Origin of the sequence: Pseudomonas sp. PAGU 2196 (genome assembly GCF_022179005.1) — a bacterium.
Classification (GTDB): domain Bacteria; phylum Pseudomonadota; class Gammaproteobacteria; order Pseudomonadales; family Pseudomonadaceae; genus Aquipseudomonas; species Aquipseudomonas kermanshahensis.
In genome coordinates this window covers 54,154-80,099 of sequence record NZ_BNTL01000020.1, presented here as the reverse complement: position 1 = coordinate 80,099, position 25,946 = coordinate 54,154, and the positions used below count along the sequence as shown (strand labels likewise).

Below are 25,946 nucleotides of genomic sequence, written 5' to 3'. Positions count from 1 at the left end.
TGTGGGAGCGGGTTCACCCGCGAAGAGGCCCTCAAAGAAAGCACAACACTGAAAACGTGCACATTATTGGTGCGCCGATACTAAAAACCGCATCTTAAGGGTGCACTTTTCCCCGCTACCCTGTCGCCAGATGCCCGCAAACGCCCTCTTTTATCCCGCCCTCGCCATTTTCGGGCACTGGCATGCAATTTGCTCCCTTGTGAGGCAGGTAAGCTTGGCCGACTATCCGCGCCCGGCAACACCCTTTTTCCAGGGCAGCGGCCCACCGCGCTCTAGACCATCCGGAGGACAACATGTCGAAGTCGGTTCAACTCATCAAAGATCATGACGTCAAGTGGATTGATCTGCGTTTCACGGACACCAAAGGCATTCAGCACCACGTGACCATGCCGGCGCGTGATGGCCTGGACGAAGATTTCTTCGAAGTCGGCAAGATGTTCGACGGTTCCTCCATCGCTGGCTGGAAAGGCATCGAAGCCTCCGACATGATCCTGATGCCAGTCGATGACACCGCCGTGCTGGACCCGTTCACCGAAGAGCCGACCCTGATCATCACCTGCGACATCGTCGACCCGTCGAGCATGCAGGGCTACGATCGCGACCCACGCGGCATCGCCAAGCGCGCCGAAGAGTACCTGAAGAGCACCGGCATCGGTGACACCGTATTCGCCGGCCCAGAGCCTGAGTTCTTCATCTTCGACGAAGTGAAGTTCCAGTCGGACATCTCCGGCTCGATGTTCAAGATCTTCTCCGAGCAAGGCTCGTGGATGACTGGCGCTGACGTGGAAGGCGGCAACAAAGGCCACCGTCCTGGCGTCAAAGGCGGCTACTTCCCAGTTCCGCCGTTCGACCACGACCACGAAATCCGTACTGCCATGTGCAACGCACTGGAAGAAATGGGTCAGACCGTTGAAGTTCACCACCACGAAGTGGCGACTGCCGGCCAGAACGAAATCGGCGTCAAGTTCAACACCCTGGTGAAGAAAGCTGACGAAGTACAGGCCCTGAAGTACGTCGTGCACAACGTTGCCGACGCCTACGGCCGTACCGCCACCTTCATGCCGAAGCCACTGTACGGCGACAACGGCTCGGGCATGCACGTGCACATGTCGATCTGGAAAGACGGCAAGAACACCTTCTCGGGTGAAGGCTATGCCGGCCTGTCCGACACCGCCCTGTACTTCATCGGCGGTATCATCAAGCACGGTAAGGCCCTGAACGGCTTCACCAACCCGTCGACCAACTCCTACAAGCGTCTGGTCCCAGGCTTCGAAGCCCCGGTCATGCTGGCCTACTCGGCGCGCAACCGTTCCGCCTCGATCCGTATTCCGTACGTCGGCAGCCCGAAAGCCCGCCGTATCGAAGCGCGCTTCCCGGACCCATCGGCCAACCCGTACCTGGCCTTCGCGGCCCTGCTGATGGCTGGCCTGGACGGCATCCAGAACAAGATCCACCCAGGCGATGCTGCCGACAAGAACCTGTACGACCTGCCGCCTGAAGAGGCGAAAGACATCCCGCAAGTCTGCGGCAGCCTGAAAGAGGCCCTGGAAGAGCTGGATAAAGGCCGTGCGTTCCTGACCAAGGGCGGCGTGTTCTCCGACGACTTCATCGATGCCTTCATCGAGCTGAAGAGCGAAGAAGAGATCAAAGTCCGTACCTTCGTGCACCCGCTGGAATACGAGCTGTACTACAGCTGCTGATCTGATCGGCGCCTGGCGCCGATGACGTGATCAAGACGGCCTCCTTCGGGAGGCCGTTTTTGTTTCTGCCCACGCAGAACCCTCGCCACTCCCGCTATGCTCTATCTTGGTGCACAACTGCCAGCCGTGCCCCTATTTGCTCCCCAATCTGGGTCAAGTGAAACGTTTCATCCAGAGTTTCTGATCCGAAAGTGCGCAGACACAGGCCTTTATGGGTAAATCTCGCTTCTTTTCGGAGCTTTGGTTTGTTTCTTGCATTTTCCTGGCATCAGCGGATCCACAGCGCGCCCGGCTCTGGCCACCCAGTGCCAGGCAAGCGCCAAAAGAGGTCAACGACGCCTTATGACCATCAGCGATGCACAGCACCGTCTGCTTCTGGACAACCTGACCACCGCCACGCTCCTGCTGAACGCCGAGCTGCGCCTGGAATACATGAACCCGGCGGCAGAAATGTTGTTGGCCGTCAGTGGCCAGCGCAGCCATGGGCAGTTCATCAGCGAGCTGTTCACCGAATCGACCGAAGCGCTCAGCTCGCTGCGCCAGGCGGTGGAACAGGCGCACCCGTTCACCAAGCGCGAGGCTCAGCTGACCTCGCTGACCGGGCAGACCATCACCGTCGACTACGCTGTCACGCCGATTCTGCACCAGGGCCAGACCCTGCTGCTGCTCGAGGTGCACCCGCGCGATCGGCTGCTGCGCATCACCAAGGAAGAAGCCCAGCTGAGCAAGCAGGAAACCACCAAGATGCTGGTGCGTGGCCTGGCCCACGAGATCAAGAACCCGCTCGGTGGCATCCGCGGCGCGGCGCAGCTGTTGGCCCGTGAGCTGCCTGAAGAGGGCCTGCGCGACTACACCAACGTGATCATCGAAGAGGCCGACCGCCTGCGCAACCTGGTCGACCGCATGCTGGGCTCGAACAAACTGCCCTCGCTGGCGATGACCAATATCCACGAAGTGCTGGAGCGGGTCTGCAGCCTGGTGGACGCCGAAAGCCAGGGGTGCATCACATTGGTGCGCGACTACGACCCAAGCCTGCCGGATGTGCTGATCGACCGTGAGCAGATGATCCAGGCGGTGCTGAACATCGTGCGCAACGCCATGCAGGCGATCAGCTCGCAAAACGAACTGCGCCTGGGCCGCATCACCCTGCGCAGCCGTGCGCTGCGCCAGTTCACCATCGGCCATGTGCGCCACCGGCTGGTGGCACGCGTCGAGATCATCGACAACGGCCCGGGCATCCCGTCGGAACTGCAAGACACGCTTTTCTATCCCATGGTCAGCGGGCGCCCGGACGGTACCGGGCTGGGCCTGGCCATCACCCAGAACATCATCAGCCAGCACCAGGGCCTGATCGAGTGTGAAAGCCACGCGGGCCATACCGCCTTCTCGATTTACCTGCCTCTGGAACAAGGAGCCACCGCCTCATGAGCCGAAGTGAAACCGTATGGATCGTCGACGATGATCGCTCCATCCGCTGGGTCCTGGAAAAAGCCCTGCAACAGGAAGGCATGACCACCCAGAGCTTCGACAGCGCTGATGGCGTGATGGGCCGCCTGGCCCGCCAGCAACCGGATGTGATCATTTCGGACATCCGCATGCCGGGCACCAGCGGCCTTGACCTGCTGGCCCAGATCCGCGAACAGCACCCACGCCTGCCGGTCATCATCATGACCGCTCACTCCGACCTCGACAGTGCCGTGGCGTCCTACCAAGGCGGCGCCTTCGAGTACCTGCCAAAGCCGTTCGACGTGGACGAGGCGGTGTCGCTGGTCAAGCGCGCCAACCAGCATGCCCAGGAGCAGCAAGGCCTCGATGTGCCACAAGCCTTGGCCCGCACGCCAGAGATCATCGGCGAAGCGCCGGCGATGCAGGAGGTGTTCCGCGCCATCGGTCGCCTGAGCCATTCCAACATCACGGTACTGATCAACGGTGAATCCGGCACCGGCAAAGAGTTGGTGGCGCATGCGTTGCACCGCCACAGCCCGCGTGCGGCGTCACCGTTCATTGCCCTGAACATGGCAGCCATCCCCAAGGACCTGATGGAGTCCGAGCTGTTCGGCCACGAGAAAGGCGCCTTTACCGGTGCGGCCAACCTGCGCCGCGGCCGCTTCGAGCAGGCCGACGGCGGTACGTTGTTCCTCGACGAGATCGGCGACATGCCCGCCGACACCCAGACCCGCCTGCTGCGGGTGCTGGCCGATGGCGAGTTCTACCGGGTGGGTGGCCACGTGCCGGTCAAGGTGGATGTGCGCATCATTGCCGCCACCCACCAGAACCTGGAGTCGTTGGTGCAGGCTGGCAAGTTCCGCGAGGACTTGTTCCACCGGCTCAATGTGATCCGCATCCACATTCCGCGCCTGGCCGACCGCCGCGAAGATATCCCTGCGCTCGCCCGCCACTTCCTCGCCCGCGCCGCGCAGGAGCTGGCGGTGGAGCCAAAACTGCTGAAGCCGGAAACCGAAGAGTTCATCCGCAACCTGCCGTGGCCGGGCAACGTGCGGCAGATGGAAAACACCTGCCGCTGGATCACCGTGATGGCGTCCAGCCGTGAAGTGCTGATCGGTGACTTGCCACCCGAGCTGCTGAACCTGCCGCAGGACGCCGCCCCGGTGACCAACTGGGAACAGGCGCTGCGCCAGTGGGCGGACCAGGCACTGGCCCGTGGCCAATCGAACCTGCTCGACAGTGCGGTGCCCAGTTTCGAACGGATCATGATCGAGACCGCCCTCAAGCACACGGCCGGGCGGCGTCGGGATGCGGCGTTGTTGCTAGGCTGGGGGCGCAATACCTTGACCCGCAAGATCAAGGAGCTGGGGATGAATGTCGCCGGCGGCGATGAAGACGACAGCGAAGACCATTGAGTTGTACGCAGATCATTGACTACGAGGGCCGCTCTGCGACCCATCGCGGCACAAGGCCGCTCCCACACCGACCGCGTTATGCCCCTATTTACAGGGCATGCGCGAACATTGTGGGAGCGGCCTTGTGCCGCGATGGGCCGCAAAGCGGCCCCAATACAGGCGATGGATAACTTAAGTGAACAGCATGACGCTTTAGAGCGGCCCTTTTTATTTCAGCCGCCATGCACCGATCCTGTGCCCTCTGCACCGCACGAAGGCACAAAAACCCTCAAAACCTGGCATGAAAGCCCTGAAAGCCAATGTTTCCGGGTTTTGCAAAACTGGCACGCCCCCTGCAATAAGTCCTGTATCTCCCGTTTCGGGGTCCTCGGTACAGGCAGGCCGGGAAAACCCCTCTTTTATTTGCAGTAGCGCAAGTTTTGGGGACCCTGGTACAGGCAGGCCGGGACATCCCCTCTTTTATTCGTGCAGCCTCACCTGCACACGCCAACGCCCAGCGTCCTCTGCACCGGCCCACTCGCCGTGCAGAGGGCGCGCGGCCACCACCGTCAGCAACAGCCCTTCCTCGCTTTTCTGCACACGCCAGCCCACCGGTTTGCCCTGCAGGCTCAATTGCCCCCGCTGGGCCTTGCCCTGGGCCTCGAACAGCACGGCAACCGTACCCTCCACGTTCTCGCCATGCAGCTTCGGCTCTTCGTTGAACCACAGGTCGAGCCCGTCCTGTACCACCTCGACCTGCTCCAGCACCCGCTCATCGGGGGTGGTCAGGCGGCCGATCATCAAGCCCACCATCAGGCCGACAATGGCCAGCGATAGCATCACCCGTGGGAAGGCCTTCGAACGCAGGTCCGGTTCAGGGGTAGAATGCTCGTCATCTTCACGCCTGGAGCCGTGCATGTTTCACGTCATCCTTTTTCAACCAGAAATTCCGCCGAATACCGGCAACATCATTCGCCTCTGCGCCAACAGCGGTTGCCACCTGCACCTGATCGAGCCCATCAGCTTCGAACTGGATGACAAGCGCCTGCGCAGGGCGGGGCTGGACTACCACGAGTATGCCACGCTCAAGCGCCACGAGAGCCTGGCCGGATGCCTGGAAAGCCTGGGTAACCCACGGCTGTTCGCCTTCACCACCAAGGGCTCGCACCCCTTCCATGAAGTGGCTTACCAGCCGGGCGACGCCTTCCTGTTTGGCCCCGAAAGCCGCGGTTTGCCAGCCGACGTGCTGGACAGCCTGCCGCCCGAGCAGCGCTTGCGCCTGCCGATGCGGCCGGGGTGCCGCAGCCTAAACCTGTCCAATACCGTGGCGGTGACGGTGTATGAGGCCTGGCGGCAGAACGGGTTTGCCGGAAGCTGACCCATTGGCAGGAACGGCCTCTTCGCGGGGCAAGCCCGCTCCCACAATGGTTTGGCGTAAGCATCTCAATGTGGGAGCGGGCTTGCCCCGCGAAGAGGCCAGAACAGGCAATAAAAAAGCGCCCCGTGAGGCGCCTTTCTGAAACCGGCAGCTATTACTGCACAGTCGGCGTCTCGCCCGCTTCCTGCATACGCTGCAGCTCTTGCGCATACAGGGCGTCGAAGTTGACCGGCGACAGCATCAGCGCTGGGAACGAACCGCGGGTCACCAGGCTGTCCAGGGTCTCACGGGCGTACGGGAACAGGATGTTCGGGCAGAACGCGCCGAGGGTGTGGCTCATCGACGAAGCGTCGAGGTTGGCGATCAGGAAGATGCCGGCCTGCTGCACTTCAGCGATGAAGGCCACTTCGTCACCGTTTTTGACAGTAACCGACAGGGTCAGCACCACTTCATGGAAGTCGCCTTCCAGGGCTTTCTGCTTGGTGTTCAGGTCCAGGGCAACGCTCGGCTCCCACTGCTGGCGGAAGATCTGCGGGCTTTTCGGGGCCTCGAACGACAGGTCACGCACGTAGATGCGCTGCAGGGAGAACTGAGGGCTGTTGTCTTCGGCAGCTGCGCCGTTGGTCTGTTGGTCAGTCATGGCAGATCCTTATCCTAATGTTTTTGAATGCAGTGCAAATCAGGCCGCCAGCAGCGCGTCGAGCTTGCCGGCGCGCTCCAGGGCATAGAGGTCATCGCATCCACCGACATGGGTGCTGCCGATCCAGATCTGTGGCACCGACGTACGGCCGGCCTTCTGGCTCATTTCGGCGCGAACCTGCGGTTTGCCGTCGACCTTGATTTCCTCGAACGCAACGCCCTTGCTCTCGAGCAGGTATTTGGCGCGCATGCAGTAGGGGCAGTAGTCGCTGGAATAAACGATGACGGGCTTCATATCACTTCACCAGGGGCAGGTTATCGGCTTTCCAGCTGGAAACGCCACCGCTCAGCTTGGCGGCGTTGTAACCGGCTTTGAGCAGCTCGCGGCAAAGCGTGCCGGACTGCTGGCCCATTGCATCGACGATGATCAGGGTCTTCTCTTTGTGCTTTTCCAGCTCGGCCATACGGCTGACCAGCTTGTCCTGCGGGATGTTCACGGCACCCACGATGTGGCCCGCGGAATATTCCTTGGCAGTGCGGATGTCGATGACCAGGGCCTTGTCAGCGTTGACCAGGGCAGTCAACTGGCCATTGCTCAGGCTCTGGCCGCCACGGCGGACTTCATTGATGAGCAGCAGGACCAGCAGAACAACGAAGATCGCAACCAGGATGTAGTGATCTGTCGCGAATTGAATCAGGTGAGCAACCATCAGCGGTGTTCCAGGCGATTGAAAATGCCGGCCAGTATACACAGCCCCCCATGACCACCAAAGCCCGACTGGCCGGCCAGAAAAGCAGCTTTGCCCTGGCGCGGTGGCTGCGCCGGTCGGGGGATGGGACGAATATTCGCCGTTGATGGCGCATTTGCCCTAAAATGCGTGTCTTTATCATCTTTGAACAACCGTGAGTTTGATTGATGACGAGTACGCCCAAACCCCTGGTCCTGATCATCCTGGATGGCTTCGGCCACAGCGAAAGCCCCGAATACAATGCCATCTATGCCGCCAACACACCGGTCTATGACCGCCTGCGCGCCAGTCAGCCGCATGGCTTGATCTCCGGTTCAGGCATGGATGTCGGCCTGCCAGACGGGCAGATGGGCAACTCCGAAGTCGGCCACATGAACCTCGGTGCCGGCCGCGTCGTCTACCAGGACTTCACCCGGGTCACCAAGGCTATTCGTGATGGCGAGTTCTTCAGCAACCCGGTGCTCACCGGCGCGGTAGACAAGGCTGTCGGTGCCGGCAAGGCCGTGCACATCCTCGGTTTGCTGTCCGACGGCGGCGTGCACAGCCACCAGGACCACCTGATCGCGATGGCCGAACTGGCCGCACAGCGTGGCGCTGAAAAAATCTACCTGCACGCCTTCCTCGACGGCCGCGACACGCCGCCGCGTAGCGCCAAGTCGTCCATCGAGCTGCTCGACCAGACCTTCGCCAAGCTGGGCAAGGGCCGCATCGCCAGCCTCATCGGCCGCTACTTCGCCATGGACCGCGACAACCGTTGGGACCGCGTTGCCGCGGCCTACAACCTGATCGTCGACAGCGTTGCCGACTACACCGCCGAAACGGCCCTGGCCGGCCTTGAAGCCGCTTACGCCCGTGAAGAAAACGACGAGTTCGTCAAAGCCACGCGCATTGGCGAGGCGGTCAAGGTCGAAGACGGCGACGCGGTGATCTTCATGAACTTCCGCGCCGACCGCGCCCGCGAACTGTCGCGTGCCTTCGTCGAGCCGGACTTCAACGAATTCCCACGTGCGCGCCTGCCGAAGATGGCGGCCTACATCGGCCTGACCCAGTATTCGGCAAAAATCCCGGCGCCAGCAGCCTTTGCACCGTCCAGCCTGGACAACGTGCTGGGCGAATACCTGGCCAAGAATGGCAAGACCCAGCTGCGCATCGCCGAGACCGAAAAGTACGCGCACGTCACGTTCTTCTTCTCGGGCGGCCGTGAAGAGCCGTTCGAAGGCGAAGAGCGCATCCTGATCCCGTCGCCGAAGGTCGCCACCTACGACCTGCAACCGGAAATGAACGCGCCGGAAGTCACCGACCGCATCGTCGAAGCCATCGAGCAACAGCGTTTCGACGTGATCATCGTCAACTACGCCAACGGCGACATGGTCGGCCACACCGGCGTGTTCGAGGCCGCGGTCAAGGCCGTCGAAGCGCTGGATACCTGTGTCGGGCGTATCGTCGAGGCGCTGGATAAAGTCGACGGTGAAGCGCTGATCACCGCCGACCACGGCAACGTCGAGCAAATGGAAGACGCCTGCACCGGCCAGGCGCACACCGCGCACACCACCGAGCCAGTGCCGTTCATCTATGTGGGCAAGCGCAAGGTCAAGGTCCGCGATGGCGGCGTGCTGGCCGACGTGGCGCCGACCATGCTGAAACTGCTGGGGCTGGAAAAGCCTGTGGAAATGACCGGGACGTCGATCCTGATCGACGCCTGAGTTGCCTTCATTCGCAGCACAAGGCTGCTCCTACAATGGCCTGCGCACCGCCTGTAGGAGCAGCCTTGCGCTGCGAATGGGCTGCGAAGCAGACCCCTGACACATGAATTCCAGACAAACGCCTCGCCGCATCTGCCGCGAGGCGTTTTTTTTGCAGGCTCGCGCGGGCATACTAGGCCAGTCTCCATCCCTGGTACGCCCAACCCCATGCTCCGCGCCTTGATCCTACTCGCCCTGTCTTGCCTGCTCAGCCCGGCATTTGCCGATGAGCGCGCACAGACCCAGCAACAACTGGACGCCACCCGCCAGGACATCGCCGAGCTCAAAAAGATGCTGGGCAAGCTCCAGGAAGAGAAATCCGGCGTGCAGAAAGACCTCAAGTCCACCGAGACCGACATCGGCAACCTCGAGAAACAGGTGGAGGCCCTGCAACAAGAACTAAAAAAGACCGAGGGCGAGCTGGAGCGCCTTGATACCGAGAAAAAAAAACTCCAGAGCGCCCGCGTTGAACAACAACGGCTGATCGCCATCCAGGCCCGTTCCGCCTACCAGAACGGCCGCGAGGAATACCTCAAGCTGCTGCTCAACCAGCAGAACCCCGAGAAATTCGCGCGCACCCTCACCTATTACGATTACCTGAGCAAGGCGCGCCTGGAGCAACTGCGCACCTTCAACGAGACCCTGCGCCAGTTGGCCAACGTCGAACAGGACATCGCCCGCCAGCAGGAACAACTGCTGGCCCAGCGCGCCGACCTCGACAGCCGCCGCCAGGCCCTCGAGACCGAGCGCAGCAAGCGCCAGCAAGTACTGGCCAAGCTCAACAACGACATGAAAGACCGCGACCAGAAGCTGCAGGCCCGCGAGCAGGACCAGGCCGACCTTGGCAAAGTACTCAAGACCATCGAGGAAACCCTGGCACGCCAGGCCCGCGAGGCAGAGGAAGCGCGCAAGAAAGCCCTGCTGGCCCAGCAAGAGGCGGAGAAACGCCGCCAGCAGGAAGCCCTGGCCGCTGCGGCTGCGCGCGAAGAAGCCCGCGAGCCGGTCGAGCCGCCGAAAAAGGCCCGCACTACCCTGGGCCCGATGGTTTCCAGCGATGGTGCCGACTACGGCGGCGCTTTTTCTGCTGCACGGGGCAAACTTCCGTGGCCCGTCAATGGTCGATTGCTGGCACGCTTCGGCGATGCACGCGGCAGTGACGCCCGGGCCAAATGGGACGGGGTGATGATCAGCGCCAACCCAGGCACGCAAGTACGCGCCGTACACGGCGGCCGTGTAGTGTTTGCCGACTGGTTGCGCGGTGCTGGACTTCTGGTCATTCTCGACCATGGTAATGGTTACCTGAGCCTGTACGGCCACAACCAGAGCCTGCTCAAGAGCGCCGGTGACATCGTCAAGGCCGGCGAAGCTATCTCCACCGTGGGTGACAGCGGTGGCCAAGACAGCGCAGGCTTGTACTTCGCCATCCGCCAGCAGGGCCGGCCTACCGACCCGTCGCAGTGGTGCAGAGGCTAGGGTTTGTCCGAAAAACAACCCCGTTCACCTTTTTACGGCGTAGCCTGAATGCTGCGCCGATGCTCCTCACGGAGCGCCTTCAGGATCAGGAGTTCGTTCGACATGCTGCACTCGCCTCGTCTCACCCAGCTGGCCCTGTCCATCGCCCTGGCGGTCGGCGCGCCCCTGGCCATTGCCGCAGAGCCGGCCAAGCCAGCAGCGGTGCCAGCTACCGAGGTGACGGCCAAGGCGCCGCTGCCGCTGGAAGAGTTGCGCACCTTCGCCGAGGTCATGGACCGCATCAAGGCCGCTTACGTTGAGCCGGTGGACGACAAGACCCTGCTGGAAAACGCCATCAAGGGCATGCTCAGCAACCTTGACCCGCACTCGGCCTACCTCGGCCCCGAGGACTTCCAGGAGCTGCAAGAGAGCACCAGCGGCGAATTTGGTGGCCTGGGTATCGAAGTGGGCCAGGAAGACGGCTTCATCAAGGTGGTCTCGCCCATCGATGACACCCCCGCCTCCCGGGCCGGCGTGCAGGCCGGTGACCTGATCGTCAAGATCAACGGCGCTCCGACCCGCGGCCAGACCATGACCGAAGCCGTGGACAAGATGCGTGGCAAGGTCGGCGAAAAAATCACCCTGACCCTGGTCCGCGATGGCGGCAACCCGTTCGACGTGACCCTCGCCCGCGCGGTGATCCAGGTCAAGAGCGTGAAAAGCCAGCTGCTGGAAAACGACTACGGCTACATCCGCATCACCCAGTTCCAGGTCAAGACCGGCGACGAGGTGGGCAAGGCCTTGGCCAAGCTGCGTAAGGACAACGGCAAGAAGCTGCGCGGGGTGGTGCTCGACCTGCGCAACAACCCCGGCGGCGTGCTGCAGTCGGCGGTCGAAGTGGCCGACCACTTCCTGACCAAGGGCCTGATCGTCTACACCAAGGGCCGTATCGCCAACTCCGAACTGCGCTTCTCTGCCGACCCGGCCGACGCCAGCGAAGGCGTGCCATTGGTGGTGCTGATCAACGGCGGCAGTGCCTCGGCGTCGGAAATCGTCGCTGGCGCCCTGCAAGACCAGAAGCGCGCCGTGCTGATGGGCACCGACAGTTTCGGCAAAGGCTCGGTGCAAACCGTGCTGCCGCTGGCCAACGACCGCGCCTTGAAGCTCACCACTGCGCTGTACTACACCCCCAACGGCCGCTCGATCCAAGCCCAGGGCATCGTGCCGGACATCGAAGTGCGCCCGGCCAAACTCACTGCCGAAATCGATACCGACAACTTCAAGGAAGCCGACCTGCAGGGCCACCTGGGCAATGGCAACGGCGGCGCCGAGCGCCCGACCGGCAGCAGCAAGCGCAAGGAACGGCCGCAGGATGATGACTTCCAGCTGAGCCAGGCCCTGAGCCTGCTCAAGGGCTTGAACATCACCTCGGGTAAATGATCGCGCCCATGCGGTATCTGCTGTGTCTGCTGTGCTACCTGCTGGTCGGCGTCGCCCAAGCGGCGCCGGCCAGCAAGGCCTACATGAGCATCATCATCGACGACCTTGGCCAAAGCACCGAGCGTGACAGCCGCACGCTCGCCCTGCCCGGCCCGGTCACCATGGCAATCATGCCCGACACCCCGCACGCCAGCGATTTCGCCCGCCAGGCACACAAAGCACACAAGACCGTGATCCTGCACATGCCCATGGACCCGGCTACCGGTCCCTATGCCTGGCACCCAGGGCTACCGCTGCCCGAACTGGCCAGCCGGCTCGACGCAGCCTTGGCCAAGGTGCCGTACGCGGCCGGCATCAACAACCACATGGGCAGCCGCATGACCGCCCAACGCGAAGCCATGACCTGGCTGATGGGCGAACTGCAGCGCCGCCACTTGTTCTTCGTCGACAGCCGCACCAGTGCCGCCACGGTGGCCGCCGCCGAAGCTCAGGCGCAGGATGTGGCACACGTGTCGCGGGATGTGTTTCTGGATGACGTGCGCACCCCCGAAGCCATTGCAGGGCAACTGCAACTGGGTATCGCGATGGCCCGCAAGCAAGGCTCGGCCGTGCTGATCGGCCACCCCTACCCGCAGACCCTTGAAGTGCTGGCGCGGGAAATCCCGCGCCTGAGAAGCCAAGGCGTTGAACTGATCGGGCTCAAGCAGATGATTGCCGAGCGCGGCAACCAGGCCATGCCTGCCCACGGCAAACATGGCCGGTACAGCAACCGCTGAACGCCTCAGTCGAACGGGATGATGCCGCGCGCCTGTTCCAGGGTGAGTTTGCCTCTATGCACCCGCTGGGTTGAGCCTTCCTCGCGCCCACTCAAGCGACGCTGGCTCCAGGTTTTCAAATGGCCCAAGGTGAAGTCACGCGCCAGCGCGTCAGCGGCAGGCATGTGGAAGTGTGCGGCCCACAACGGCCGGCCTGATGCGGCACCCGGCTGCGCCAGACGCATGATCTTGTACTCGTCGAAGGTGCTGCCATTGGCCATGACTTGGCGCGGGGCGACGTACTGCACCTTGATCAGGTTCTGCTCATGCAGAAAACGTAACGCTGCGGCGCTGGGGTAGCGCGTGTCGGTGTACAGCATGGTCAGCTTGAGGTTTTTTTCCGAGCGCATCTGGTCCGAGGCGACCTCCAGGCGCCTGATGAGGGCGGCGTTGGCGCCCTCCTCGCCCAATGACGTCGCCGCCTCCCCCAGCTTGTTGATCTGAGTGTCGAACAAATGCGCAAGCAGGCTTCCTTTAAGGTCATTCACGACATATTCGTCAGCCTTCAACAGCAACTGCTCATTCTCATCCAGCAGCACCTGCACCCGGAAAGCCGTATCCGTTGACGCCGCCTCGTTTTCAACCGGCGATCGCTCACGATCTCGCTCTAACCATTGACCGTCCTTGTCGAAGGTGCCCAACACCGTATTGGTGAATGGGTCACGCACCTGATACACCACAAGCCCATTGGCATCCTCCTCTCTCTTTCCGATCAGTAACTGCCCTTGCGCATTGCGCACCACTCGTTGCGGCTCCTTTGAAACAGTGTAGGGAGCGTGCGTGACAGGCGGGCTAGCGCCCTCCCGCTCCCTCAACGCGACCAACCGGCGCCCCGCGTCGCATTTGAGCTTCTCCAGCTCCGTGCGGTAGCGGTCAAGCATTGAGACTTCGATCAACGCCCCACCCGTCCTGCGAATTCGCAGGCTGTTCACCAGCGCAGCCGCATACTCGTCCCAGGCCTCCTCCAAGATAGTGATGCGGTCTTCGAGCGACAGCTTGGCGAAATCGAGTTCACCATGGGCACCCGCCGCATTGCGCAGTGACAGCCCCGACAGCTCCTCCCGGAATACGTTGATTGTGCGCTGACCATTGATGTTATCCAGGTGTAAAGCCAGATCGGCAAGGTTCAACACCTGATGGAAACGGAACTGAACCGTGCTGAACGTACGCTTGGCAATAAGTGAATCAACGCTGCGGCTTTCCGGTTCGGAGGGATTGCTGATGATCTCCTCGCCTGGCACCTCGACCAATAGCTCGTCGAGATGTTCGAATGTAGCCAGCATGCGGTCCTGAAGCCCCACGACGCCTTCGAGCTTGCGGCGAAAAGCCTGATAGGCTTCAAGCACTTGTTGCCCAGGCTGCCCATGAAGGCGCTGTTGCATACTGGTCAGCGCCGGGTAATCCGCCAGATCCCAGAGCTCACTGAGGATGAAATCGCTGTTGCGGATCAGGCTGAGCTGAACATCACGCCGCTGCTGTGTCAGCCCCGCCTCCACCCCCGCCCGCCGTTCGCGGGCATATTTGGGTTCGAACATGGTCTCGATCGTGCGAAGAATTTCCTGGCAGTCCCGAACGACCTCTTCAACCTGCTCAACCGCTTCATTACGCTTGCTACGAATTTCCGTGTCCCATTCAGCTAAACGCATTTCGTACCGGCCAATCATTTCCCTGGAGGAGGCCTGCTCGCTGTCTGTGGCGGCCAACGCCAGCTTGGCCCGCTCTGTTTCCATCAGCGCCCCCAGCTTTGTGACCTTTTCTCGCAAGACCGGGATGCTGAAGCCGGCCTGAGCAAAACGGAGCGTTGCCGCTTTGATCTGCTCATTAAGTTTCGCAACAGTAGCGTGGAGCCTGTTGAAGCGATCGGTGATGTTCTCGCGTGTATGTCGCCTCATCCCGCCAGCGAGACGAAGCGAACCATCGATACGCCAAGCGCCTTGTACATGGCTCAACCATGGGCCGTAGCCGCCCTTGCCATCGACCACCCTTATACTGCCGTTGACCACTTCCACCCGATAAACATCGGCGTCCATGGCCGCGTACAGACGTCCGTCGACCTGATACAGGCCTGCGGTCTCGCCCGCGACCTGCAATGCCGAGTCGGGCAGCAACACACCCGTACGCATGGCGCGCAGCGCCTGCCGCTGCTCAGGCGCAAGCCAATTGAACCCCTGATTGCCACGCCATGAGAGATCCAACCGGCGTTGCGGCAGCGCTGCCAGCTCACCGATCCCCGCCGCCCCTGCGCCAGAGGGGGCCACCGAGACCTCGGCAAAAGCCCCTCGCTGCGGGGCGGGCCCATCGAACGCTGAAACGGCGGGTGCCGTACCGGCCGTTCCAGGGTGCGAAGCCGGTTGCCGCGCATGCAGCAAAACCATACTCAAGTTCAGCAACAGATCTGAAACAGCGGCGGGCCGGTCGAACTCGCCGCCCTGCTCAAGCGCCAGCAGGTCATTCTCCAGCGAGGTGATCAGTTGCACCAGCCACGCCACACTGGCCACCGGGCCACGCAGCGCCAACGACACCACATCGAACAGCAGCCAGGCGCCTTGGGACAGGGTTTCCCACCGTCGCTCGGCATTCGAGGTGGATTGCATGTCCGCCAATTCGATAAGCAGATCACGATTGGCGTTGTACAACTTTTCATCGATAGCGGTGGCCCAGAACACCGCCTCAATGACGGGCGGCTCCGGGCGCTCGGGTAGACTGGACGGGTCAATGCCAATGCTGGTGACGTGCGGCTCAAGGAACCCGCCATGGTCGTAAATATGGCGGACCTGCGGGTTCAGCCAGTCCAAAATGCTCGCTTGCAGTAGCGTGGACTCCTGGATGTGAGCGAGCAATGCCGCCAGGGTTGAATATTCACGAAGGGTGTCCTGCAGGTATATAGGCCGGTACAGCAACACCAGCTCAGGCTTGGCACAGAACAGCACATACATGCCGCGAACGAGGTCCTGTTGGCGGGAATGCGGCTGGCGTCGCAAGGTCAGCGGCATCAGGGTCATGCGGGGTGTTTGCGGGTCGAAATGGCCTGCACAGAAATCAATGACGCATTGCAGCCCAGCTTCCGTGATCTTGCCATCAAGCTTCGCGCCCAATGCGCTGAAACGCAGGGCGTTGCGCCACTCACGGGCGAAGCGCCGGACGCGTTGCGCACGCTGCAATGGGTCGTCCAGTTGACGGGCGACATAGGCGGGATAGTTGCCACCGACATCAATCTGGCTCACCAATCGACTGGCAGCATCGGCATCCAGCCAGACTGGGGCAGCAGAACCGTCGGCGCGCTGAATGCGCCGGATCGAGGCATTTCTGAGCGTTCCGAGGTTTCCAATGGCGAACTCGGTCAGGGTCTTGCTGCCCTCCAGCGCCACCGGCTCGCCACCGCCTGCGCCCGTTCCTGCGCCTCCGGGAATACCCAACGCCACGAAGAATTCGATCAGCAGGTCATCCGGGGAGATAGCCTGCGCGTTAGCGGATTGCATCTGTTCAGTGAGCCGCTGGCGGGTGTAATCCTTGAGGCTCAGGATGCCGTCCATGGCGCCAACCCCTTCGGCGTCGAGCTGATCGACTGCCAGCTGCAACAGACCCGCACGGTAGGCCACGCTATCGCTTCCAGAGCTGGCCCACAAAGCCGGTGGGGTCATGACCGCCGGGGTATCGTCCGGGTAGCTGTCGAACCACTGCGCGGGGTCACTGACCTGCGAGAACAGTCGCTCAAGCGCGGCGACATCGTCCAGGCGGCGGTAGCCCACCCTGTCGACCTGAGTGAACAGCGTTTCCAGCAACAATGTCACCTGCTGCGCAAACACATTGCCTTCGACCGGGTAAGGCTGCCATGACAGGGAGTCAAAGCTGTAACGCTGTGCCAGGTCATCACGCAGGGCCAAGGCGAACGCTGCCAACGAGGCAAAGCCACGCACCTCGCCAGACGGCGCGCACCACAGCACCACTTGCCGATCATCCCACTCTCCAGTCACCAGCAGAGGGCACAGCAGTTCCTCCGTTTCACGCCCACCCTTGCTCAGCAGAACCCGCACGAAGCTCGCCGTGGGCTGTTCGGCACCGCCGCGTATCAGGCCGCGAATGCAGGCCTGCTCCTGGGCATCCAAACCTTGCAAGGGCAGGCCGCGCAACAGGGCCGTGCTCAACAGCAACTGCAACCAATGATCACGGCTTGCACCGGTACTCCCGGCACTCGCCCAAAAGCCGAGCTGCGCCTCGCAAAAAAGCTGCGGCAGTTGCTCGATCAGGTCATTGAGCGGTTCGCTCAGGCCGCTGAGCTGGCGGGTGTCGAGCACGTTGTCGGAGCCGGCAAAGCGGTGAGGATCAACAAGGCCGAGGTTATGATGGCGGCCTTCGACAGGCTCCAGATCGAGAAAGCGCGACTCGAGCATGGCCTGCAGTACGCGATCGACCAACGGTTGAGTGGACCAGTAGGGTGTGGCCGGGTCCGGGCTGTCCAGTGTGAGCGCATCGGCAGACAGCAATGCAGGCTGTACCGAGGCCAGCCATGGCAGCTCTGCCAGCAATAACGTGAGCAATTGGTCGCTGACGACCTGGCGTAGCGTGGGACGGGCGGCGAACTGCCGGGCAGCGGCTCGCTTGAAATCGAATGTCGATGCGTCCGAGGGGGTCATACGAAGGCACTCCAGGTAAATGAGCTGGAAGCCTGTCGCGCGCGCTCTGCCACCTGGTGCTACTTATTGCAGGGCAAAAAAAAGCCCTGCTGTTCAGCAGGGCCCTTTTCACAACGATCAGCTGTACACACGCCCCAGCAGCTGGCGATGGCTCTCGAACTGGTCGAGCACATCACGCACGATCTGCTCCGGCGCGAAGCCCATCAGGTCGTATTCCTGGCTGCCATCGTGCAGGTACACCTCGGCGCGGTAGAAGCGCTGTTGCACTTGCGGCTCGCCCTCGACCGGCGCCTCGCTCGGCGCGGCCAGGTAGCCGTCCAGGCTCACTTCATAGACGAAGGGGTTGCCCTCTTCCATCATTACCCGCAGGCCCATCATGTTGCGCGACTGGCCCACACGGGTTTCAACCTCGAAGCCCAGGGTGCGCAGTTGCTCGGCCGCTTCTTTCAGGGCCGGGCTGACCTGCTTGTCCATGAAGCGCTGCACCACGGCCTGGGTCGGCTGCAGTTCCAGCTGGGTCAGGCGCTCGCTGAAGCCGCGGCGGCCACGGGCGGCCAGTTCGGAGCGCTCCTGCTCGACCGCAACGTCCTGCTTCATGGCCTTGTACAAGCCGAACATGAACAGCACCAGCACCACCGAGAACGGCAGGCCCGCCAGCACCACCATGGTCTGCATGGCTTCGAAGTTGCCAGCGAACAGCAGGCCGATGGTGACCAAGGTGATGATCACCGACCAGAACACCACCATCCAGTGCGGGGCGTCTTCATCCACCTTGCCGCCTTTGCACGACAGGTTGGCCATCATCACCGCGCCGGAGTCAGCCGGGGTGAGGAACAGCACGAAGCCGACGAACACCGCCACACCGATCACGATCTTGGCGGCCGGGAAGTATTCCAGCAGCTGGTAGATCGACATCGACGGCTGCTCAAGGGCCGTCTTGCCCAGCTCCACGGCGCCCTGGTTGATCACCAGGTCCAGCGCGGTGTTGCCGAAGATCGACAGCCAGGCCAGGGTGAAGCCCAGCGGGATCAGCAACACGCCCATGACCAGCTGGCGTACGGTACGGCCCTTGGAGATACGGGCAATGAACATGCCGACGAACGGGCCCCAGGAAATCCACCAGGCCCAGTAGAACACGGTCCACAGCCCCAACCAGCGCTCGGACTTGCCCGCCTCGCCTTCGTAGACGTACAGGTCGAAGGTCTTCAGCACGATGCCATTGAGGTAGTCGCCAACGTTCTGCACGAAGCCATTGAGCAGGTGCAGGGTCTCGCCGCCCAGCAGCACGAAAATCAGCAGGCCGCTGAACAGGATGATGTTCAGGTTGGACAGGCGGCGGATGCCGTTTTCCACGCCTGACACTGCGGCCACGGTCGCAACGCCGGCCATGACCAGGATGACCACCAGCAGGTTGGTCTTGCTGTGGTCCATGCCGAACAGGTACTCAAGGCCCGAAGACACCTGCATCGAGCCGATCCCCAGGTTGGTGACCAGGCCCAGCAGGGTGACGAACATGCCGAAGATGTCCACGGCATTGCCGGCAGCGCCCTTGACCCAACGCTCACCCACCAGCGGATACAGCGCCGAGCGCAGTGCCAGCGGCTGGTTGTGGCGGTAGGCGAAGTAACCCACGGCCAGGCCGACCAGGGCGTAGATCGCCCAGCCGTGCAGGCCCCAGTGCAGGAAGGTCAGCTGCAGGCCCTGGCGCGCGGCTTCGAGGCTGGCGGGCGTGCCTTCCGGTGGGTTGAAATAGTGGTCCAGCGGTTCGGAAGCGCCAAAGTACAGCAGCGAAATACCGATACCGGACGAGAACAGCATGCCGGCCCAGGCGCCGTAGCTGAAGTCGGGCTGGTCATCCTTGCCACCCAGCTTGAGCTTGCCGTAGTCGGAGAAGGCCAGGTAAACGACGAACACCAGGTATCCGCAGATCACCAGCATGTAGTACCAGCCGAAAGTGCGCGTCAGCCACTTCTGGGCCACGCCCAGCACTTGGCCTGCAGTTTCGGGTACAGCGATAAGCAAGGCAGTCAACGCAAGGATCAGCAACGCCGAGGTGTAGAACACGACGCTATTGACCCGGACCCTCTCGGCGGGGGGTTTGGTAAGGGAGGCAGAACTCATTGCACGAATGCTCCGGGCAGTACGGCTGTGGAGGCTAATCAGTCTTTTCCCGAGCAATTGGTGGAATACCCCCACTGCGTCAGGTGTTATAAAAGCACCCTGGAAACCGTGATCCCGAATCGATACGTTGCAAAAAAACAGACAGGTGGTCTGCAAAAAACGCCGCACCCAACACCGTGGTGCGCGCATTCGTCACAGAGCACCCCGCCCGCTCCAAGGGCCTGCCGCAGGTCGATGACCGTTCGGCAGATTCTGCATTTCGCATCGCACATGCCCGTCAACGCCTTGTATTCCGGGGGTTACGCGATTTCCTGGGGTGTCAATCCGTGCGCTCGAAACAGCCTGAAAAACTGTCAATGGCACAAATTGTCGCAGAGCTTATTCTTTATTGATTGAACGTTCAATCAAAACAAAATAGACTGGCCTTCGCCGAGTCAGCCGCTTGTCGTCTGCTTGTCAGGCCTGAGGAGAATGCAAGATGCCCAAGGTCGGTATGCAACCCATCCGCCGCCAGCAATTGATCGAAGCCACCCTGCTAGCGGTCGATCAGGTGGGGCTGGGAGATGCCAGCATTGCGCTCATTGCCCGTTTGGCCGGCGTGTCGAACGGCATCATCAGTCACTACTTTCGGGACAAGAACGGCCTGATTGCAGCGACGATGGGTTACATCATGAACATGCTCAACGAAGGCGTTGCAGCACGGCGCCAGGCACTGACGGACGACAGCCCGCGTGCCCACCTGAAAGTGATCATCGAGGGCAACTTCGATGCCAGCCAGGTGAACGGCCCGGCAATGAAAACCTGGTTGGCCTTCTGGGCGTCCAGCATGCACCAGCCCGATTTGCACAGGTTGCAGCGGATCAACGATCACCGCTTGTACTCCAACCTATGCTGTCAGTTCCGCCGCGTCCTGCCGCTTTACCATGCGCGCAAGGCAGCCCGCGGGCTGGCGGCCCTGATCGACGGCCTATGGCTGCGTGGCGCGTTGTCGGGAGATGCTTTCGACACCGACCAGGCGATACGAATCGCTTACGAATACATGGATCTACAACTGGCTAAACAGCAGTCCCTGGGCACAACCGACCAGGCTTCTGAACCACCGCGCACGGCCGTTGCCAACCCGGCAGGAGCGTGACGCGCTAGCCAACCACACACTGCACTTGCGAGGACACTATGGCCCGTTTCGGAACGCAAAAACTCTACATTGATGGTGGTTATGTCGACGCTGGCAGCGATGCCACCTTCGAGGCCATCAACCCGGCCAACGGCGAAGTCCTCGCGCACGTGCAACGTGCCACTCAGGCCGACGTCGAAAAAGCCGTTGAAAGCGCCGAGCGTGGCCAGAAAGTCTGGGCTGCGATGACCGCCATGCAGCGTTCGCGCATCCTGCGCCGCGCTGTCGAGATCCTGCGCGAGCGCAACGATGAGCTGGCTCAGCTGGAAACCCTGGACACCGGCAAGTCGTACTCCGAAACCCGCTACGTCGACATCGTCACCGGCGCCGACGTGCTGGAGTACTACGCAGGCCTGGTGCCGGCCATCGAAGGCGAGCAGATCCCGCTGCGTGAAAGCTCCTTCGTCTACACCCGCCGCGAGCCGCTGGGCGTCACCGTCGGTATCGGCGCGTGGAACTACCCGATCCAGATCGCCCTGTGGAAATCCGCCCCAGCCCTGGCCGCTGGCAACGCGATGATCTTCAAGCCGTCGGAAGTCACTTCGCTGACCACCCTGAAACTGGCCGAGATCTACACCGAAGCCGGCCTGCCTGATGGCGTGTTCAACGTGCTGACCGGCAGCGGCCGCGAAGTCGGCACCTGGCTGACCGAGCACCCGCGCATCGAAAAAGTCTCCTTCACCGGCGGCACCACCACCGGCAAGAAAGTCATGGCCAGCGCCTCGAGCTCCTCGCTCAAGGAAGTGACCATGGAACTGGGCGGCAAGTCGCCACTGATCATCTGCGCCGACGCCGACCTGGACAAGGCCGCCGACATCGCGATGATGGCCAACTTCTACAGCTCCGGCCAGGTGTGCACCAACGGCACCCGCGTGTTCATCCCTGCCGAGCTGAAAGCCGCCTTCGAAGCCAAGATCGCCGAGCGCGTTGCCCGCATCCGTGCTGGCAACCCGGAAGACGAAAACACCAACTTCGGCCCACTGGTCAGCTTCCAGCACATGGAAAGCGTGCTGGGTTACATCGCCAAGGGTAAAGAAGAAGGTGCCCGCGTACTGTGCGGTGGCGAGCGTCTGACCGAAGGTGACTTCGCCAAGGGTGCCTTCGTGGCCCCGACCGTGTTCACCGACTGCACCGACGACATGACCATCGTCAAGGAAGAAATCTTTGGCCCGGTGATGAGCATCCTCAGCTACGAGACCGAAGAAGAAGTCATTCGCCGCGCCAACGACACCGAATACGGCCTGGCCGCGGGCGTGTGCACCAACGACATCACCCGTGCCCACCGCATCATCCACAAGCTCGAAGCCGGCATCTGCTGGATCAACGCCTGGGGTGAATCGCCGGCCGAAATGCCGGTCGGTGGCTACAAGCAGTCGGGCGTTGGCCGTGAAAACGGTATCAGCTCGCTGGCTCAATACACGCGCATCAAGTCGGTCCAGGTCGAGCTGGGCGGCTACACCTCGGTTTTCTAAACCGCGTGTAGTCACGCCCGTGCCAGCGCGCACGGGCGTTCCCGCTCCCTGATCACCGCCAAACGAGGGTACTTAAATGTCCCAAGAATTCGATTACATCATCGTCGGCGCAGGTTCCGCCGGTAACACCCTGGCCACCCGCCTGACCGAAGACGCCAGCGTCACCGTGCTGCTGCTGGAAGCCGGTGGCCCCGACTACCGCTTCGACTTCCGCACCCAGATGCCAGCCGCCCTGGCCTTCCCGCTGCAGGGCCGCCGCTACAACTGGGCCTACGAGACCGACCCAGAGCCGCACATGGATGGCCGCCGCATGGAATGTGGCCGCGGCAAGGGCCTGGGTGGCTCTTCGCTGATCAACGGCATGTGCTACATCCGCGGTAACGCCATGGACTTCGACGGCTGGGCAGAACTGCCGGGCCTGGAAGACTGGACCTACCTGGACTGCCTGCCGTACTTCCGCAAAGCGGAAACCCGCGACATCGGCCCTAACGACTACCACGGTGGCGAAGGCCCGGTCAGCGTCGCCACGCCCAAGGCTGGCAACAACCCGCTGTTCCACGCCATGGTCGAGGCCGGCGTGCAAGCCGGTTACCCGCGCACCGAAGACCTCAACGGCTACCAGCAGGAAGGTTTCGGTCCGATGGACCGTTCGGTGACCAAGAACGGCCGCCGTTCCAGCACCGCGCGCGGCTACCTGGACCAGGCCAAAAAGCGCCCGAACCTGACCATCGTCACCCATGCCCTGAGCGACCGCGTGCTGTTCGACGGCAAGCGTGCCGTGGGCGTGACCTACCTGGTCGGCGACAGCGAAGAGCGCGTCGAAGCCCGCGCGCGCAAGGAAGTCATCGTCAGCTCCGGCGCCATCGCTTCGCCGCAACTGCTGCAGCGCTCCGGCGTCGGCCCACGCGCCCTGCTGGAAAGCCTCGACATCCCGGTCGTGCATGACCTGCCGGGCGTTGGCGAAAACCTGCAGGACCACCTCGAGCTGTACCTGCAGTACGCGTGCACCCAGCCGGTGTCGCTGTACCCGTCGCTGCTGTGGTGGAACCAACCGGCCATCGGCGCCGAGTGGCTGTTCAATGGCACCGGCATCGGCGCCAGCAACCAGTTCGAGGCCGGTGGTTTCATCCGCACCCGCCCTGAATTCGAGTGGCCGAACATCCAGTACCACTTCCTGCCGGTCGCGATTAACTACAACGGCTCCAATGGCGTGAAGGAACATGGCTTCCAGGCGCACATGGGTTCGATGCGTTCGCCAAGCCGTGGGCGCATCCAGGCCAAGTCGAAAGACCCACGCCAGCACCCGAGCATCCTGTTCAACTACATGGCCACCGAGCAGGACTGGCAAGAGTTCCGCGACGGCATCCGCCTGACCCGCGAAATCATGGCCCAGCCGGCGCTGGACCCGTACCGTGGTCGCGAGATCAGCCCGGGTGCCGACGTACAAACCGACGAGCAACTGGACAAGTTCATCCGCGAGCACGCCGAAACCGCCTTCCACCCGTCCTGCTCGTGCAAGATGGGCACCGACGACATGGCGGTGGTCGATGGTGAAGGCCGCGTGCATGGCATGCAGGGCCTGCGTGTGGTCGATGCGTCGATCATGCCGATCATCATCACGGGCAACCTCAACGCCACCACGATCATGATCGCCGAGAAAATCTCGGACAAGATCCGCAACCGCAAGCCACTGCCGCGCAGCACGGCCAAGTACTACGTGGCCAACGGTGCGCCGGTCAAAGGCAAGCCGATGCGTGAAGTGAAGCAAGGCTGATTGCCCTGAGGGCCGCTTTGCGGCCCATTCGCAGCACAAGGCTGCTCCTACCGGGGAACGCGCTCCCTTGTAGGAGCAGCCTTGCGCTGCGAAGAGGCCCACCCAGGCAACACAAAAGAAGGCACCCCTCGCGGTGCCTTTTTTTCATCTGCAGAAACGCTTTACATGCTGCCAATTCATCAGGTTAGAATCAGTTGGCACGCGACTTGCCAGTCAAGCCCCCTTCCCGCGATATCCCGGAGTACCTGCCTTTGGATGCCAGCACCATCAACAGCCTGTTTCTGATCGGCGCATTGCTGGTGGGTGCAAGTATCCTGGTCAGTTCGCTGTCCTCACGTTTGGGCATCCCTATTCTGGTCATCATTCTCGCCGTCGGCATGGTCGCCGGCGTGGACGGTGGCGGCATCATCTTCAACAACTACCCGACCGCCTACCTGGTGGGCAACCTGGCACTGGCGGTGATCCTCCTCGACGGCGGCCTGCGCACCCGCGTGGCGAGCTTCCGCGTGGCGTTGTGGCCGGCGTTGTCGCTGGCCACGGTCGGGGTGATGATCACCACCGCCCTCACCGGCCTGGTAGCGGCGTGGCTGTTCAACCTGAGCCTGATCCAGGGCCTGCTGATCGGCGCCATCGTCGGCTCCACCGACGCCGCGGCGGTGTTCTCGCTGCTGGGCGGCAAAGGCCTGAACGAACGGGTCACCGCTACGCTGGAGATCGAGTCGGGCAGCAACGACCCGATGGCAGTGTTCCTCACCGTCACCCTGATCGACATGATCGCCAGCGGCCAGACCGGGCTGCACTGGAGCCTGCTGACCCACCTGCTGCGCGAGTTCGGCATCGGTGGCCTGCTGGGCCTGGGCGGCGGCTGGCTGATGCTGCAACTGGTCAACCGAATCAACCTGGCCGGTGGCCTGTACCCGATCCTGGTGGTGGCGGGCGGCCTGGTGGTGTTCTCGCTGACCAACGCCCTGCATGGCAGCGGCTTCCTCGCCGTGTACCTGTGCGGCCTGGTATTGGGCAACAAGCCGATCCGCAGCCGCCACGGCATCCTGCACATGCTCGACGGCATGGCCTGGCTGGCGCAGATCGGCATGTTCCTGGTGCTGGGCCTGTTGGTCACGCCGCATGACCTGCTGCCGATCGCCCTGCCGGCCCTGGGCCTGGCACTGTGGATGATCCTCATTGCACGCCCGCTGTCGGTGGTCGCCGCGTTGCTGCCGTTCAAGGCCTTCCATGGCCGCGAGAAGGGCTTTATTTCCTGGGTCGGCCTGCGCGGCGCGGTACCGATCATTCTGGCGGTGTTCCCGCTGATGGCCGGGCTGCCCGATGCGCAGCTGTTCTTCAACCTGGCGTTCTTCATCGTGCTGGTGTCGCTGCTGGTGCAGGGCACCAGCCTGCCGTGGATGGCCAAGCTCCTGAAGGTCACGGTACCGCCAGACCCGGCGCCGATCTCCCGCTCGGCGCTGGAAGTGCACATCACCAGCGAGTGGGAGCTGTTCGTCTACCGCCTGGGCGCCGAAAAATGGTGCATCGGCGCGGCCCTGCGCGAGCTGAAGATGCCCGAAGGCACACGGATTGCCGCACTGTTCCGTGGCGAACAACTGCTGCACCCGTCGGGCAGTACGGTACTTGAGGTGGGCGACATGCTCTGCGTGATCGGCCACGAACATAACCTGCCCGCGCTGGGCAAGCTGTTCAGCCAGGCGCCGCAGCGTGGCCTGGACCTGCGTTTCTTCGGCGACTTCGTGCTCGAAGGCGATGCCGAACTGGGCGCCGTGGCTGCACTTTATGGCCTGAAACTCGACGGCCTGGACGCGAAAATGCCGCTGGCACAGTTCATCCGACAGAAGGTCGGAGGCGCTCCAGTAGTAGGCGACCAGGTCGAATGGCATGGCACGATTTGGACCGTGGCGACCATGGACGGGAACAATGTCCAGAAAGTGGGCGTCAGATTCCCCGAAGGAACGCGACCCGGACCAGGATTGTTCCTCTAAACTCCGTTTCTGCCTGATCCAC

18 protein-coding genes are annotated in these 25,946 nt (G+C 62.4%); 12 read left to right on the top strand and 6 right to left on the bottom strand.

Translation table 11 applies throughout. The features are described from left to right. The first annotated feature begins 293 nt into the window (after window positions 1–293). The 3 genes from glnA to ntrC all read left to right on the top strand — a co-directional run bounded on the left by glnA (window position 294) and on the right by ntrC (window position 4,561). Window positions 294–1,700 (top strand): type I glutamate--ammonia ligase, encoded by a 1,407-nt coding sequence (gene glnA / locus MFF34_RS17925; RefSeq protein ID WP_008095432.1) that lies wholly within the window; start codon window positions 294–296, stop codon window positions 1,698–1,700. A gap of 342 nt (window positions 1,701–2,042) precedes the next feature. Then, entirely contained in the window at window positions 2,043–3,128 is a 1,086-nt protein-coding gene (gene glnL / locus MFF34_RS17920) for a nitrogen regulation protein NR(II) (protein WP_027592384.1), read from the top strand. Further along, window positions 3,125–4,561 carry a nitrogen regulation protein NR(I) gene (gene ntrC, locus MFF34_RS17915; RefSeq protein ID WP_027592383.1) on the top strand — a complete coding sequence of 479 codons (1,437 nt, stop codon included), beginning with the start codon at window positions 3,125–3,127 and terminating at the stop codon, window positions 4,559–4,561. The genes glnL and ntrC overlap by 4 nt, the downstream gene beginning before the upstream one ends. 459 nt (window positions 4,562–5,020) lie before the next feature. Here ntrC and MFF34_RS17910 read toward each other — a convergent pair whose 3' ends face one another. After that, complete coding sequence (locus tag MFF34_RS17910) at window positions 5,021–5,458, bottom strand: hypothetical protein (RefSeq protein WP_027592382.1); 438 nt, start codon at window positions 5,456–5,458, stop codon at window positions 5,021–5,023. Between MFF34_RS17910 and trmL the strand changes: the two genes are divergently transcribed. After that, on the top strand, window positions 5,457–5,918 hold the full coding sequence (trmL, locus tag MFF34_RS17905; RefSeq protein WP_027592381.1) for a tRNA (uridine(34)/cytosine(34)/5-carboxymethylaminomethyluridine(34)-2'-O)-methyltransferase TrmL: 462 nt from the start codon (window positions 5,457–5,459) through the stop codon (window positions 5,916–5,918). The genes MFF34_RS17910 and trmL overlap by 2 nt on opposite strands. A gap of 154 nt (window positions 5,919–6,072) precedes the next feature. Here the strand turns inward: trmL and secB are convergent, their stop codons facing one another. Genes secB through MFF34_RS17890 form a run of 3 tightly spaced genes read right to left on the bottom strand, consistent with a single transcriptional unit; the run spans window position 6,073 to window position 7,267 of the window. Then, complete coding sequence (secB, locus tag MFF34_RS17900) at window positions 6,073–6,558, bottom strand: protein-export chaperone SecB (protein WP_027592380.1); 486 nt, start codon at window positions 6,556–6,558, stop codon at window positions 6,073–6,075. A gap of 39 nt (window positions 6,559–6,597) precedes the next feature. Continuing rightward, complete coding sequence (grxC, locus tag MFF34_RS17895; protein ID WP_003249204.1) at window positions 6,598–6,852, bottom strand: glutaredoxin 3; 255 nt, start codon at window positions 6,850–6,852, stop codon at window positions 6,598–6,600. A 1-nt stretch (window position 6,853) separates the two neighbouring features. Next, window positions 6,854–7,267, bottom strand: coding sequence for a rhodanese-like domain-containing protein (locus MFF34_RS17890; protein ID WP_027592379.1), 414 nt, complete (start codon window positions 7,265–7,267; stop codon window positions 6,854–6,856). A 206-nt stretch (window positions 7,268–7,473) separates the two neighbouring features. Here MFF34_RS17890 and gpmI point away from each other — a divergent pair, with 206 nt between their 5' ends. The 4 genes from gpmI (at window position 7,474) to MFF34_RS17870 (ending at window position 12,716) form a co-directional block, all read left to right on the top strand. Next, window positions 7,474–9,009, top strand: coding sequence for a 2,3-bisphosphoglycerate-independent phosphoglycerate mutase (gene gpmI / locus MFF34_RS17885; RefSeq protein WP_238215621.1), 1,536 nt, complete (start codon window positions 7,474–7,476; stop codon window positions 9,007–9,009). 207 nt (window positions 9,010–9,216) lie between these two features. Beyond that, entirely contained in the window at window positions 9,217–10,521 is a 1,305-nt protein-coding gene (locus MFF34_RS17880) for a murein hydrolase activator EnvC (protein ID WP_238215620.1), read from the top strand. Between the two features lie 102 nt (window positions 10,522–10,623). Then, window positions 10,624–11,940: a S41 family peptidase gene (locus MFF34_RS17875; RefSeq protein WP_027592376.1), complete on the top strand. Its 1,317-nt coding sequence runs from the start codon at window positions 10,624–10,626 to the stop codon at window positions 11,938–11,940. A gap of 8 nt (window positions 11,941–11,948) precedes the next feature. Further along, on the top strand, window positions 11,949–12,716 hold the full coding sequence (locus MFF34_RS17870; RefSeq protein ID WP_238215618.1) for a divergent polysaccharide deacetylase family protein: 768 nt from the start codon (window positions 11,949–11,951) through the stop codon (window positions 12,714–12,716). Between the two features lie 5 nt (window positions 12,717–12,721). Here MFF34_RS17870 and MFF34_RS17865 read toward each other — a convergent pair whose 3' ends face one another. Beyond that, on the bottom strand, window positions 12,722–17,389 hold the full coding sequence (locus MFF34_RS17865) for a dermonecrotic toxin domain-containing protein (RefSeq protein WP_238215615.1): 4,668 nt from the start codon (window positions 17,387–17,389) through the stop codon (window positions 12,722–12,724). 117 nt (window positions 17,390–17,506) lie between these two features. Further along, window positions 17,507–19,510 carry a BCCT family transporter gene (locus MFF34_RS17860; protein WP_374707412.1) on the bottom strand — a complete coding sequence of 668 codons (2,004 nt, stop codon included), beginning with the start codon at window positions 19,508–19,510 and terminating at the stop codon, window positions 17,507–17,509. A 478-nt stretch (window positions 19,511–19,988) separates the two neighbouring features. Between MFF34_RS17860 and betI the strand changes: the two genes are divergently transcribed. From betI to MFF34_RS17840, 4 genes are all read left to right on the top strand, one after another. Then, window positions 19,989–20,645, top strand: coding sequence for a transcriptional regulator BetI (gene betI / locus MFF34_RS17855; protein WP_027592372.1), 657 nt, complete (start codon window positions 19,989–19,991; stop codon window positions 20,643–20,645). A 38-nt stretch (window positions 20,646–20,683) separates the two neighbouring features. Beyond that, complete coding sequence (gene betB / locus MFF34_RS17850) at window positions 20,684–22,156, top strand: betaine-aldehyde dehydrogenase (protein WP_238215613.1); 1,473 nt, start codon at window positions 20,684–20,686, stop codon at window positions 22,154–22,156. Window positions 22,157–22,232: 76 nt separating this feature from the next. Beyond that, window positions 22,233–23,930: a choline dehydrogenase gene (gene betA / locus MFF34_RS17845; protein ID WP_099430670.1), complete on the top strand. Its 1,698-nt coding sequence runs from the start codon at window positions 22,233–22,235 to the stop codon at window positions 23,928–23,930. A gap of 251 nt (window positions 23,931–24,181) precedes the next feature. After that, entirely contained in the window at window positions 24,182–25,924 is a 1,743-nt protein-coding gene (locus MFF34_RS17840) for a potassium/proton antiporter (protein WP_027592369.1), read from the top strand. Window positions 25,925–25,946 lie beyond the last annotated feature (22 nt).